Annotated in this window: 10 protein-coding genes; 2 read left to right on the forward strand and 8 right to left on the reverse strand. The window is 54.6% G+C overall.

All coding sequences use genetic code 11. The features are described 5' to 3' along the window. Positions 1-83 precede the first annotated feature (83 nt). On the reverse strand, positions 84-965 hold the full coding sequence (gene draG / locus METMI_RS0109450) for an ADP-ribosyl-[dinitrogen reductase] hydrolase (protein WP_019866040.1): 882 nt from the start codon (positions 963-965) through the stop codon (positions 84-86). Between the two features lie 12 nt (positions 966-977). After that, positions 978-1,784: an NAD(+)--dinitrogen-reductase ADP-D-ribosyltransferase gene (locus tag METMI_RS0109455; protein WP_019866041.1), complete on the reverse strand. Its 807-nt coding sequence runs from the start codon at positions 1,782-1,784 to the stop codon at positions 978-980. Positions 1,785-2,003: 219 nt separating this feature from the next. Between METMI_RS0109455 and METMI_RS0109460 the strand changes: the two genes are divergently transcribed. After that, complete coding sequence (locus tag METMI_RS0109460; protein ID WP_019866042.1) at positions 2,004-2,867, forward strand: YicC/YloC family endoribonuclease; 864 nt, start codon at positions 2,004-2,006, stop codon at positions 2,865-2,867. A gap of 97 nt (positions 2,868-2,964) precedes the next feature. On the opposite strand, the gene METMI_RS0109465 is transcribed toward METMI_RS0109460, so the two are convergent. From METMI_RS0109465 to METMI_RS0109490, 6 genes are all read right to left on the reverse strand, one after another. After that, entirely contained in the window at positions 2,965-6,048 is a 3,084-nt protein-coding gene (locus tag METMI_RS0109465) for an efflux RND transporter permease subunit (protein WP_019866043.1), read from the reverse strand. Then, the gene (locus tag METMI_RS0109470; protein ID WP_029151588.1) at positions 6,045-7,094 is read right to left on the reverse strand and encodes an efflux RND transporter periplasmic adaptor subunit; all 1,050 of its coding nucleotides are present in this window, start codon (positions 7,092-7,094) and stop codon (positions 6,045-6,047) included. The genes METMI_RS0109465 and METMI_RS0109470 overlap by 4 nt, the downstream gene beginning before the upstream one ends. A gap of 2 nt (positions 7,095-7,096) precedes the next feature. After that, positions 7,097-8,479 (reverse strand): TolC family protein, encoded by a 1,383-nt coding sequence (locus tag METMI_RS0109475; protein WP_019866045.1) that lies wholly within the window; start codon positions 8,477-8,479, stop codon positions 7,097-7,099. A 185-nt stretch (positions 8,480-8,664) separates the two neighbouring features. Continuing rightward, on the reverse strand, positions 8,665-10,005 hold the full coding sequence (locus METMI_RS0109480; RefSeq protein WP_019866046.1) for a sensor histidine kinase: 1,341 nt from the start codon (positions 10,003-10,005) through the stop codon (positions 8,665-8,667). Next, on the reverse strand, positions 9,992-10,669 hold the full coding sequence (locus METMI_RS0109485; RefSeq protein WP_019866047.1) for a response regulator transcription factor: 678 nt from the start codon (positions 10,667-10,669) through the stop codon (positions 9,992-9,994). The genes METMI_RS0109480 and METMI_RS0109485 overlap by 14 nt, the downstream gene beginning before the upstream one ends. Positions 10,670-10,696: 27 nt before the next feature. Further along, the gene (locus METMI_RS0109490) at positions 10,697-11,047 is read right to left on the reverse strand and encodes a PepSY domain-containing protein (protein WP_019866048.1); all 351 of its coding nucleotides are present in this window, start codon (positions 11,045-11,047) and stop codon (positions 10,697-10,699) included. 439 nt (positions 11,048-11,486) lie between these two features. Between METMI_RS0109490 and METMI_RS0109495 the strand changes: the two genes are divergently transcribed. After that, a complete protein-coding gene (locus METMI_RS0109495) occupies positions 11,487-13,442 on the forward strand; it encodes a hypothetical protein (RefSeq protein WP_156829809.1) in 1,956 nt (651 codons plus the stop codon). The last annotated feature ends 363 nt before the right edge of the window (positions 13,443-13,805 follow it).

Consider the following 13,805-nt stretch of genomic DNA (forward strand, 5'->3'; position numbering starts at 1 on the left):
AGGCTGACTGAACACTAGTGCCCCTTGTAGGTAAAGGACGCGCAGTTGTCATCTTGCCGATAGGTGCCGCTCATTCCTAAGCATTACAAACATCCTGCCAAACTAAGCAGGCTTTCCGTTTGTTGGTGTATTTGTTTCACCACCTGCCTGTCCAATTTTGCCAACCAACGTCCGGGAATTTGCCCGGCACCGTATTTCGCCCCCGCCAACATGCCCGCCAACGCGCCTGTGGTGTCGGCATCGCCGCCTTGGTTGACGGTGGCGACCAGGCAGGCTTCAAAACTGCCGGTGCTAAAAAAATAATGCAATACCGTCTGCACGGTATGGACAATATAAGCCGAGGCTTTGCCGGGATAGGTATGGTAGGCAAATTCGCCGTGTTGGCTAAGCAAACTGTCGGCTTCCTGCTGGCAGGCGGCCATATCTAAGCCGTTGATCAACTGTCCGGCCATCCGCCCCAGCGCCAAAGTCGCCGCATCGGACAAAGGGTTATGATGGGTGATATGGCTTTGTTGCAGGCTCCAGTCGGCAAATAGGTCCGGCCGGTTTAGCGTTGCCAGCACCACGGGCAGGTTGCGCATGCACGCGCCGTTGCCCGCCTCGTCGGCACTTGAGAGGCCGTGAAGTTCGCCGCTTGCCCGATAGCGGTTGATGCCGCGCCTACAGGTGTCGCCCACGTCCGGCGGATGGCTGTCCAGCCAGGCGACAAAATTATCGGCGACCGCACGGATATTCCAACCCTGATGGCCAATAATCGCGTCACCTAAGGCGAGCGACATTTGCGTGTCATCGGTGACTTGGCCCGCTTCCAGGCCTAGCCAACCACCGCCGGTAATCTCGCTGTGCACACCGTGGCGTTTTTGGATTTGCTTAGGCGACATGAACTCCACTGTCGCGCCTAAGGCGTCGCCACAGGCAAGGCCCAAATACGCCCCCAAGGCACGCTCCCATCGCTGTCCTGTCATCTCGTTGTCTCCTCAGCGTTGCACTGTGACGCGATAATCGCCGCCGATCACCAAATATTCCGCTTCGCCATGCAAAGCGTGGTGCGGCAGCAAGCCATTAAAAAAAACCAGTTTCACCATCGGCACTTCCGCTTCGAGGATATACGCGCCAAACTCGCTGGCTATGCTGGGGCGGTCGGTAAACGAGACGAGGCTATTAAAACGGACGATACCCTGCTGCTTGCCAGTATCCTGGGCTTGCCAACCCTCCAGCGTATTGACGCCGCGATAAAGGGTTTTGTGGGTGGCGGCGGGATATTGGTAATGTTCGATGGCCCACTGGCAATATTCATAAAGCAAGTCCAGTTGCATGTAAATGCAATTGTTATGGTAGCGGCTGTTCATTTTTTCTTCGATATAGCTGACCCAATCCTTGCCCGCAAAACTGGCGAGCCGGTGTTTATGGAAAGTCGGGTACAGCCCAAACCGGCTTTCAACCCAGCCTTTGAACACCGCACCTTGGGCGTTGTTGGAATCCAATCCCCAATCTTGGATCAACCTTAAGTAGCTGTTGCGGTAACGCCGCCTTCCCCAACGGTCTGTCCCTAGCCGTTGCTCGGTTTCAAAGCCAAACACGACGCACATATAATCTTGGAAAATCCGCCCGCAAGCCGCGTAATCCGGCTGCTTCGCCAATTGGTCAAACAAACCTGGGGCGGATTCGCGGGTGCCGGCAATATGCAAGGGCTTGGGGGTTTCGTTAAAGGCGGGGCTGGCGATACAAGCGGTCGCCACACCAATCAAGTTGGTGCTATGGCCTAGTTGGGGGGAAAGGGGCATCGTCGGTCAAAAGGTCCTGGCAATCAAATCGGGTAATTTTTGCACTGATCCTTGGATTTAGCCAGTTTGCCGGTGTGCCCCATGGGAGCCGGTGGGAATGGCCGGGGTTGCAAGCCAACAGGCATGTCTGCTAATTTCCTGGCGATCATAGTATAGTTTCTGTCTGAAAAGGGCTTACGGTAATATGTGCCTAACGAAATCCCAACCACAGGTGAAAAAATGATAAAAAGTATGACGGCTTATGCCAGCCAGGAGGCGGAAATAGGCAATTTGACCATCAACTGCGAATTGCGCTCGGTGAACCATCGCTATTGCGACATCAATATCAAGCTGCCGGAACGCCTGCGCGCCATCGAAACCGATTTGCGCGGCCTGATCGCCGAAAAAATCAGCCGTGGCAAAATCGAATGCGCCATCAATTATAAAAAGGCCAGCGATGGGGCCGGTTTTAGCGTCAACCTACAGGCCGTAGGCTCTTTGCTGGCGGCGACCGAGCAGATAGAACAGCTGATGCCTGCCGCCTTGGCCTATTCCGCACTCGACATCCTGGCGTTCCCGGGCATCCAGCAGGAACCTGATATTGACCGTGAGGCCATGGATGCGGGCATCAAAAAACTGCTCAAGCAAACCTTGGCGATCTTCTTGGAAGTCCGCCAGCGCGAAGGCGCACAACTGAAAACCTTGATCGAAGAACGTTGCATCAAGATGCAAGGCTTTGTCGTCTCCGCCAGTGGCCGCATGCCCGAAGTCCTGCGCCTGATCCGCAACCGCCTGAAAGACCGCGTCGTCGAACTGGTCGCGCAACCGGATTTTGACCGTCTGGAACAAGAATTGGTGATTCTGACCCAAAAGCTCGACATCACCGAAGAGCTGGACCGGTTAGACACCCATATCAGCGAAGTCCTCCGCGTCCTCAAACAACCCGAACCCGTAGGCCGCCGTCTGGATTTCCTGATGCAGGAACTCAACCGCGAAGCCAACACCTTAGGCTCCAAATCAGCGGATAAGGAAATGACGCAAATCGCCATTGAATTGAAAGTGCTGATTGAACAAATGCGTGAGCAAATCCAAAACATCGAGTGATGTGTCACGGTTTTATCCCGTGTCAAAACCCATTGCCGTTGCACACGATGGCGTCCATGGTGATAAATGTTAAAAGGTTTTGGCAAGTCATTTATGGTTATGGGGTGTTGCCCAGGTACGTCCGCAGCACAACATAAACCGTCGGCGTGGCGACTAGGGACAGCAGTACGGAAAGTGCCAGCGCGCCAATGACCGCGACAGCCAGGGGTTTCAACATATCGGAACCCGCGCCTATGCCATACGCCAGCGGTAACAAGCCCAAGCCTGCGGCTAAGGACGTCATCAGCACCGGACGCAAACGCCGCCGCCCGGAAGCCATCAGGGCTTGCGCCAGCGTGTCGCCTTGGTCGGTAAAGTGACGTACCGAATCCAGCATCAGGATGCCGTTTTTAGCCACCACGCCGATACCGATGATCGCCCCCAGCAAAGACACGATATTCACCGAGGTTCCGGTCAGGTACCAAGCCAGCACCGTGCCGCACAAAGCCAAGACCGAACCAAAAACAATGGCGATAGGTTCATAAAACGTCCCGAATTCAACCAGCAACACCGTAAACACCAAGAATACGGCGGCCAACATCACGATCAGCAAATTATGGAAGGATTCCTGTTGTTGCTTGTACAGCCCGCCAAATTCCAGAGCCCCGGGCGGCAGGGTCGGGTCATTGCCGAGTTTGGCTTTGATTTCGGCAATGGCGCTGCCCAAATCGCGGTTTTCCAACCGTGCGGAAACGGCGACCAGTTGCCGTAAATCTTCACGGTGCAGTTGCAATTGCCCGGGTTCGGTGACGACATCGGCGACTTGCGACAATTTCACCGTCCTGCCATCCACCGAACGCAACGGCAATTCGCGCAAGTCGGCGATTTGCTTGCTGGCATCAGTGTCCATCCTGACGCGGATATTGACGACGCGGTCACCTTCCAGCACATAAGACGCTTTTTGCCCCAGCATGGCGGTGCTGACCGCCAAGGCCACATCGTTGGTGCTTAGGCCGAAACGCAGCGCATCCAACGAACGCACCCGCAGGCTTAGCGACGGGCCGGTGGTTTCCAGGCCATCAAAGGTATCGACAACGCCCGTGATCTTGGCCAGCTCGGCTTCTATTTGCGGGGCTTTTTGCTTGAGCCACGCTATGTCGGTGGAAAACAGCTTGATTTCAATCGGGCGCGGCGACCAGGTCAAATCACCGATCAAATCGTTGAGAATACCGGCAAATTCCCATTCTGTCCCCGGCACTTGTTCAAGCAATTGTTGGCGCAGGCCAGCGATGACCTCCTCGGTCGTGCGGCTGCGGTCGGCTTTGAGTTTGACCAAAAAATCACCGCCGTGCGCTTGGGAAATGGCCAGTCCCAGTTGCGCTCCGGTGCGCCGTGAATAGCTGTCCAATTCCGGCAGCTCATGCAGCAATTTTTCGGCTTGTTTGAGCTGGCGGTCAGTTTCGCTTAAATTCGTCCCCCACGGCGTGTGGTAATCCAGCACGAATGCGCCTTCGTCCATAAACGGCAAAAATTCGCTGGCCAAGCGTCCGTACAGCCAAATGCCCAAGGCCAAAATCACGCAACAGCCTAACAAGACTTTCCAAGCTTGTTGCAACGCGATAAGCAACGCTTGCCCATAAAAATCCATCAGGCGATCCAGCCAGTTTGCTTGCTTAGGTTCATCCTGGTTATGCAGGTTCACCGGTAGCCAGGAAGCGGCTAAGGCGGGGATTAACGTGACCGCCAACATCAAAGAAGTCAGCAGCGACACCACCATGGTCAGCGACAAAGCGCGGAAGAAATTGCCCGCCACGCCATCAAGGAACGCCAGCGGGATGAACACCACCACAGGCGTTAACGTTGATGCTAACAACGGCCTGAAGATTTCCGCCAGGGCTTGTTGCACCGCAACCAGGCGCGGCGTCCCCTGGGTTATTTTGGTATGGATGGCTTCGACCACCACGATAGCGTCGTCAATTATCAAGCCAATGGCGGCGGCAATCCCGCCCAGCGTCATCAGGTTAAAACTCAGTCCCAGCACCCGCACCGCCAGCAGGGTCATCAATACTGTAGCCGGGATCACCGTGGCGGCAATCAAGGTCGCGCCCCAGTTTTTCAAGAACAGATACAGGATGATGACCGACAATATCAGCCCCAAAACAATCGCTTCCCAAACGCTTTGTATCGAATCGCCGACCAACAGGGATTGGTCGTAAAAAACTTCCACCTGCATACCGGGCGGTAGGGTTTTGCTTAACGCCGCCAATTCGTCTTTCAGTTGCTTGGCGATGTCCAAGGTGCTGCCGTTGGGTTGGCTGTAAACATTCAGCAACACGGCTTTTTCGCCTCTGGCGGTGACGATGTTAAAAACCGGTTCGGGTGCGCGTTCGACCCGGGCGAAATCTTTGATCCGCAGCGGATGGCCGAGGGCGGCGGGCGCCGTCATCGTATTAGGCGCGGCGGCAACGGCGGTGACGGCCATGTTTTCAATATCGGCTATGGTCTGCAAGCGCCCGTCCACCACCGTCAAATACAGTTGGTAATTTTCTTCCAACATGCCGGCCGGGGTGACTTGGTTGTTGCGGTTCAACGCATCGGTGATTTGCGCCAAGCTCAGGTTGGCTGCCTGCAAACGCAAGGGATCGACGATGACATGGTATTCCGGCGCCCGTCCGCCGACGATGCCGACCCGCGCCACGTTAGGGATGCGCAGCAAGTGCGGTTGCAAGTTATAACGCGCGGTTTCCCAGAGTTGGGTTTGTGAATATTTATTGCCCGTCAAACTTAAGCCCAGCACCGGGAACGCGGCGAAGGTCAGCCGCCAAACCGCCGTGCCCGCCGTGGCGGGCAAGGCTTTCTGCACCACCGCCAAGCGCCCTTGCACAAACAATTCCGCTTGCACCATGTCGGTTTGCCAATCAAAAAACACATTGACTTCCGCCGTGCCGCGTCCGGTTTTTGAGCGCACGGTGGTCACGCCCGGGATGTCTTTGACTGCTTCTTCAACCGGACGGGTGATGGTCGCCATCATTTCGTTGGCGGGCATCACGCCGTTGTCGATGAGGATGACCACACGCGGAAAATCGGTTTGCGGAAATATCGACGACGGCATACCCAGCGCGGCGTAAGCGCCAGCCAGGCACAGCGCGATGCAAAGGAAAAAAATCGCCTTGTTGTGGCGTACCGCAAAGGATAGTGTCATTTTAGCACCCGGATGCGCGTTTCCGGCGGCAAGCCATAAGCCCCTTGCGTCACTACCGTCATACCTGCCTGCAAGCCGTCGCCGGAGACTTCAACAAGGTCGCCGTCGCGTAAACCAACGGCGACCGGGCGCTGCTTGGCGCGGTCGCCTTCGACAATGGCTATGTTTGCGGCGTTATCGGCCATGACTACGCTTTCAACGGGAACCGCCAAGCGGTTTTGCCGGGCTTCAACGGAAATGCCGGTATGGACGAATTGCCCGGGCCGTAAACAATGGTCTGGGCAACCGTCAGCGTCCGGCGTGGCGCGTGCCAATACCGTGTCGGTCAACGGGTCAATTTGCGGGCTGATGAAGCTAAGCCTTCCTGTTTGTGGGCTGCCCGTATTGCCCGTATTGATGGCCACCGCTTGCCCCAAACGCAAATCGGCCGCTTCAAAACTAGGCACATGCAGGACAACAACCAAACGATGCAAGTCAACCAAATCCGCCAACACGCTGCTTGGGCTGATGGTTTCGCCGACCCTAAAATGCACGGCGGTTACCGTGCCGGACAAGGGTGCGGTGATATTTAACAAAGCGCGTTGGGTTTTGGCGGTTTGTAAATCGGCATGCGCCGTTTCCAGCAACTGTTGCGCGTCATCATATAATTTACGGGAGATGGTTTCGCCTGGACTTAATTGCTGTTTCCGGGCAAAGTTCTTTTGCGCGAAATCTAACGCGACTTTGGCTTTGGCGATTTGGTCATCGGCGGTGCGGCTATCTAAGGTAAACAAGGGCACATCTTTTTTTACCTGTTGGCCTTCTTCGCAAAACACTTGATTGATGATGCCGGCGACGGGCGCGGCAATTTTCGTGCTGGCAGCCGGTCTGCCGTGGCTGGCCGGTTCAGGTTCCACCACGCCGTAAGCGAGGACATAGCGCTGTAAGGTCGTTTGGGTGATTTTGCCGGTTTGCACGGCGACTTCAGTGGTTATTTCAGGTTCTTCTGCTTGGGCAAGGTTTACGCACAGCAGACACACGCAGACGGTGGCGATTTTTAGGTTCATGGTCATTTTTTCCTGGGTGCGGGTGCGGACATCGCCGCCGCTAGTGCGGGCGTGATAGGTTGGCGCAAGGCCGTTTCCAGCATCGCCTGTGCTTGCTGGCTTTCCACCAGCACGTCCAAGCGCGCCCGTTCGGCGACGGCTTGTCCCAATTCCGCGACGGCGACGGCATGGGCATCCACTTCACCGGCCTGCAACAATTCACGCGCCGAACGTACATTGGCTAACCGGTTCTTTACGGCTTGTTCGGCGGCATCCCAGCGCGGGCGTATTGCCAAGGCACCGGCTTGGGCACGGTCAATCTCGCCGATGATGCGCAATTGCAAGGCTTCAAAACGTTGCGCCGCCTCTTGGCGTTTGGCGGCCATTTCCGCAATCGGCCCTTCGTTGTGGTTGAATACCGGCAGCTGGATAGCGCCTGCACCTAAAGACCAGCGGTGTTCGCCAGTATTAAAGATGTAGCCGGGATTGGCTTGGAAATTTGGATACTGGTTGGCGATCTCCAATTGTAAGGCCGATTGCGCGGCGGCATAGTCGGCTAAGCTAGCCAACACATCAGGGCGTTCGCGTAGCGCGGTGGCCTGCAATTGGCTAAAGGCAAACTTAGCCACGTCAGGCGCTTGCTTGAATTCGCTAAAATCCAGCTCAATGCCCGCCAAAGCCGCCACCGGGATCCCGATGGCCGCAGCCAACAGGGTCTTGGTGTCGGCGAGTTTTTTTTCTGCGGCGGTGAGCGCGAGTCGGGCTTGCTGCATACCCAGTTGGGCGGCGAACAAATCGGTATCAGAAATTTCCCCGGCGGCTTGCTGTTGTTGCAATACTTGGTCTACCGCCTGTTCAAGCTGGAGTTGTTGGCGCAACAAACGCACCGTTTCTTGCGCCGCATACACATCCAGCATCGCCAAGCGCAACCGTCCGCGCACTAGCCAAGCGGCATCGGCGACCCGTAAATTGGTTGCGTCAGCCAGATGCTGGCTTTTGTCGATACGGTAACCGCGTTTGCCTGCGGTTTCTATCGGGATGCTCAGCAGGCTGGCAAACAGCCACGGCGAAGCGGAAGCCAGGTTACTGACCCAGGTCGGGGTCAGGCTAATGCTGGGGTTAGGGCGTTGTGCGGCGGTGATGGTGGCGGCCGCCGCCGACTCCGCTTGGCTGCGGGCGAGGGCCAAATCGGGGTGGTAAAACATCGCCGCCAGCGTTAGCTTGTCCAAATTCCAAGGGCTGTTTTTAGGGAAGTTTGCGCCGCCGATAAATTGTTGGAGCTGGCCATTGTCCAAGCCGCGCGTTTCCAGCTGGCTTGCCGATACCAAGGGATTCAGCGGGCGCCCCTGATAATGGGCGCAACTTGCCAGTGTCGCTAGAAGTGTCAACCGTGCCAGTAAGTGCATAATGAGCCTGTGTGGAAAAGATGGGTAGGGCGGGCAGGCTTTGCCCGCCGTTTACAACGCCAACAGTAGGGTAGGGTGGGCAGGCGGTTTTGCCCACCGGTTACGGCGCCAACAGCATAGGCCCGTCATCAGGTGCATCCAAGGGCATACAGGCGCAAAAGCATTGCCGGCCCTGCCCAAATGCTTCAGTGCCTGTTGTAAGGGGTGAACACCAGCACCAACTTAAGCCCCGGGCTGTTATCCAGCAAGTCCAGTTTGCCATCGTGGAGTTCGACAATAGCGGCGGCGATGCTCAGGCCTAAGCCATTGCCGGGTGTGGTGCGGCTTTGTTCCAGCCGATAAAAACGCTGCAACACCTTGGGGCGGTAGGCTGCGGCAATGCCCGGGCCGTTGTCGGCGACCACCAGCTCTAGCTGGTGGCCGGATAAATGTAAGTTGATGTCGATCCTGGTATCGGCCGGGGTGTGGACGATGGCGTTATCCAGCAAGTTAAAAATTAGCTGTGTCAGCAATTCCTTGTCGCCAGCCAGGGTCAAATCCGGGGTTATTTCGGCATGGATGGTTTTGCCTTGTTCTTCCGCCACCGGGGACAGTGCGTCAGTTACGGACAACACAATTTTGCTGAGGTTGACGGGCTGAAAGCCGCTACGCCGTGTGCCCGTTTCAATCTGCGCGATTCTGAGCAAGGCGGAAAACGTCGCCAGTATCGTTTCGGTTTCGGCACGGGCACTGGCGATGTGTTCCTGATATTGGCTGGCTGTCAGCGGTTTTTTTAGCGCGTCTTCCAAGCGGAATTGCAAACGGCTGATGGGCGTCCTTAAATCATGGGCGATGTCGTTGGACACCTGTTGGACGTTATCCAGCAACGCGCCGATCTTATCCAACATCTGGTTGAGCAATACCGCCAAGTGGTCCAGTTCATCGCGATTGTCCGCGACGGGCAAACGATGTTGTAAATCGCCTGAAATGATGGCCTCGGTTGCCGAGGTGATCGCCTGGATTTTTCTCAAAAAGGCATGGCTTAGATAAAAGCCGCCGCCCACGCCGAGCACAAGCACCAACAGGATGCCCGACAAAAACGCTTCAATAACCGCCGTCCCGGTTTTTTGTATGGCTTCCCCGGAATGGCCGACCGCCAGCCAATGTTGGTTGGGTAATGCGATAACAAAAACGTAAAATAGCGGGCCGGATCCTACTGCCAGTTTCTGCCATCCGGCCTTAGCTTGGAAATGTTTCAGGCTACCCGCCAAAAAATCCCCTTGCTGGCCCATGACGCCATAACTATCCAAAGCCGCATGTTCATCTTCGGCAATCTCTTCTAGCAACTCATCCATGCCGCCAACGGCGTATTCGGCTTCTAAGCGCTTCGCTTCCGTTTCCACGCTGTTTTTGAGTTGGAACTCCAGCGAGTGGATAGTTAAAAAATACACGCTGACACCAATGGCTACAAACGAGCACAAAAACAAGCCCAGATATAAGGCTGATAGCTTAAAACTGGAGGTGCGGATGAACTTAGCCAGTTTCATGGATGATATAGCCTGCACCGCGCACGGTTAGGATCAAATCGGCTTTGCCACCCGCGTTTAGCTTGCTGCGCAAACGGCTGATATGGGTTTCGACCATATTGGTTTTGGGGTCAAAATGAAAATCCCAAACATTTTCCAGCAGCATGGTGCGGGTCACCACTTGCCCGGCATGGCGGGACAGGTATTCCAGCAAACGGAATTCGGTGGGTTGCAGTTCAATAAGATGCCCGCTACGTTTGACCAGCCGTTTTAACAGGTCAATTTCAAGATCCTGTACTTGTAAGGTTTTTAAATCTACGGTTGTCCTAGGCCGCCGCAACAATGCGTTGACCCTTGCCGCCAACTCACTGAACGCAAACGGTTTGACCAAATAATCGTCCGCCCCGGCATTCAGGCCTTCAACGCGGTCATCAATGCCACACATCGTCGTCAGGAATAAAACCGGTACGTTACAGCCACTGCTGCGCAAGGTTTTGACCAGTGTCAGCCCATCAAGATGGGGCAACATCCGGTCAATGATCAGGGCATCGTAATGGCCTTCTTTGGCTAACAGCAAACCTTCCAGGCCATCGCCCGCCGAATCCACCACGAAACCGATTTCCTTGAGGCCATTGGCGACATAAGCCCGGGTTTCCTTATCGTCTTCAATAACGGCTAGCTTCATTGTCCCAACACTGGCTGGCGCGGGTTGTCATTTTTCGTCTTCAGCACTTTCATCCTCATCATCCAACGCCGCTTTCAGCACCTGCCCTGTGTTGCCATCGACCATGACCTCATGGATTTTGCCATCTTTGACAATTTCAACCTCAAACTGGAGGGTTTTGGCTTCATCATCCAACTCGGCTTCCAAGGCTTTGCCGCCCGTTTTTTGTTCCGCGGCCTTTATCGCTTCAGCCAAAGAAATTTTGGCTTGGCTAAACATCTGCAAGTTTTTGCCATCATCGTGCTTGGCTTCACCAGCGTGGCTTAGGGTGGCACCTGTGACGGCAAGCAATCCAATAGCCATCAGGCTCCGGAAAATTTTGTTTTTTGTAGTGGCCATGTTTTTTCCTTTTATTAACCAAGCGGGATTGCCTGATTTGCAACAGAGCTTATCCCTAATCACATAACCATAAGCTTTCCAGAACTATACGGTTTGGTAATGAAACCCGTTAAGCTTTTTTCCAAGCGCCTGCTGTTGCTGCCATGCCCTAGAGGGTATGCATCCATGCAGTCGTAACCCGCCCTACGATTGGAGTCCATCACAAAATATAATAGTAACCGCTTGAATATTAATGTTTATATATTAATTTAATGGCAGTGAGGGCGGATCAGAATGCAAGACCAGTACCAATAGCTATCTCAAGTGTGCATATTTTGTCAAGAAAAACATTCCTTGGCAGGCATAAGTGTCTATAATTGACCCGGCCCTAGTGGTTATCGCCGTTTTTATAACCGTCAATGGCCAATCGAATAACTACAATAACGATAAGAGGTGGTTTATGCGAGTCTTTAATAGAAGAACACGCCATTTGCCGATTGCCTTGCTGACAGCAGGCTTATTGGCATCTAGCCCGATAACCCATGCAGACCAACCGGCGGCAGTGACTTGGCAAATTTTGGAAGCTGGCAAGGAAGGGGTGGCCCAAGCCGGCAACACGCCGGGCGGTGATACGCGTTTGCTGGTGCAATTCAGTCCATGGGACTTAAGGCAACTGGGCCCGTTGCTAGTCTTGTTCCGCAACTGCGGGGAAGATCCTGACGTTGTCGGAAAGCCCATGTTAAATTTTGACGCCTATATGGCCGGCAAGGACACGTCGCCCAGTTATAACCCTGATTGGAAAACCCCTGGCCCGCGCTGGCGTATTTGCCCACAAGCCGACGCGCTATTGGTCAGCCCCAATTCCACGGCACCCCAGCAAGTATTATTTGAAGTCGATTTCTTACGTTTGGCCAATGAAGGGTTGAGCCCGCGCATTGATATGGATATTTATAATGTACCGGCGGCGGATGTGAAGCTTAATCTTTCGACAGAAGAACTGGCCCGGCGTTACAGAAACCAGCCACCGTCCGCTAGCGTGCCGTTATCGGTACATTACCGCATGTCCAGAGGCAATTGGGTCATGGGGGATTATGGGGCCATTTATGGCATACCGCCGCGCAGCCTGCTGAAAGGCGGCAAAGGCACTGGCGATTATGTGAAGGTGGCCAGCATTATGCCGGTCAACCTGGAATCGTTCCGCCGCAAAGCGGTGATTCCTGGCAATACGGGTTTTGATAAGCTGGAAAGCATTAGGACGGCGATGGCGAATGCAGTGGCCCGGGGTTCAGCAGGGGAAGGCCAGCAAATCTGTTACCCGGAAAACCCTGTCAAGGCCGCGAGTTCCCCGGTCACACAATCGTTGCTTGGGTTTAGCCATACCTTAACGGGGCGTTTTTCGACCAAGTGGACAACCGACCATAGCCTGCATTCAGGATTCGGTTTCCGGGTGGAAGTTTTCCGCGCCGGCTCCTCGACCAAGCTAGGCGAGTCCTGGGTGGAAACCAATGGCAGTTGGACGGTGAATGTGCCTGATGCCGCCGGTTTTCTGACCGGCCAGCAAATTAATGTTTACTACCGTTCCTACAACAGCTATTACGCACCGCAAAATCAGAGCAACAATAAATACTGGTGGTACGATCCCGTTTGGACGGTCACCAGCACTTCGTTTAATGTCGGCCACCGTTATGCCGATACCGATGGTGGCGAATACAACGGTGTGGGTGAGTTGGTGGATAACGCCATGACCATGTGGTCACGGTTATATTGGGATGCCGAGATCAACCCTGTCCCGGCCACACCGATCCGCTTCTTTTTCCCCAACACGTGGAATAATTGTGGCGGTTCCAGCCCTTGGAGCTGCGCATCGGGCAATGACCTCTGGTTGATTGCCGAGCACGGCGTGCAAGGCGATGTGGTCAGCCATGAAATGGGTCATGTCCTGAACAACAAGTTCTGGGAAAACAAAAGGCCGGCCGGCTCAGGCGGCTCCCATAGCCTGAACACTTGTTACCCTACCCGTTTGGGGATGGCGTTACGGGAAGGTTTTGCCAACTTTGTCGCCGCGTGGGTCGGTTATCCGAACCGTAATGTCGCCGAAGGCGGGTTTACCGCTAGCCGGTGGACTTTAGGTTGGGATGCCGAGCAACGCAATACCCCGCCCAACTGCACCAATGGCTGGGAAAACGAGGTTTGGGTTGCACGCACTTTCTGGGACTTGCATGACACCCGCAGTGATGGCGATGATATTTTGTGGTTTAACCATCCGGGTGCGGTGTTGTCCTTGTACTTAGGTAATGGCATAGCCAATGACGGGGATGCCCGTGATATGCGGTTTTATGAAACCATCTACCGGAACGCCGCTTCAGCAGGGCATGCCGGATTTATCACCGACATCTTTGAGCAAAACCATCATTAAGCGCCATTGCTAAAGGCTTGACTGGGGGAATCCAATTTAAACGACGGGCTATGCCCTAGTGAGGATTGGATTCCCTTTTGATTTTTCCCCGCCACTGATGTGGGCACCGGTAGACGTCCGATGTTTTGGACGCGGCGCAAACCTAGTACTTAGTCAGTATTAATATGTCGTGTAAATAATTTGAGCGTGTAGCCTTTCTCCGTTCGTCCTGAGCTTGTCGAAGGATGAATGGAGAAAGGCTACATGCTCCCAACGTAAATCCGCCCATCCTTCGACAAGCTCAGGACGAACGGATTTACGTTTACCCGTCAAAACAAGACTTAGCACTAGGTTCTGTTGACGTTTCATTAAGAAAAAATCAAA

It is taken from the genome of Methylovulum miyakonense HT12, from assembly GCF_000384075.1.
Taxonomy (GTDB): domain Bacteria; phylum Pseudomonadota; class Gammaproteobacteria; order Methylococcales; family Methylomonadaceae; genus Methylovulum; species Methylovulum miyakonense.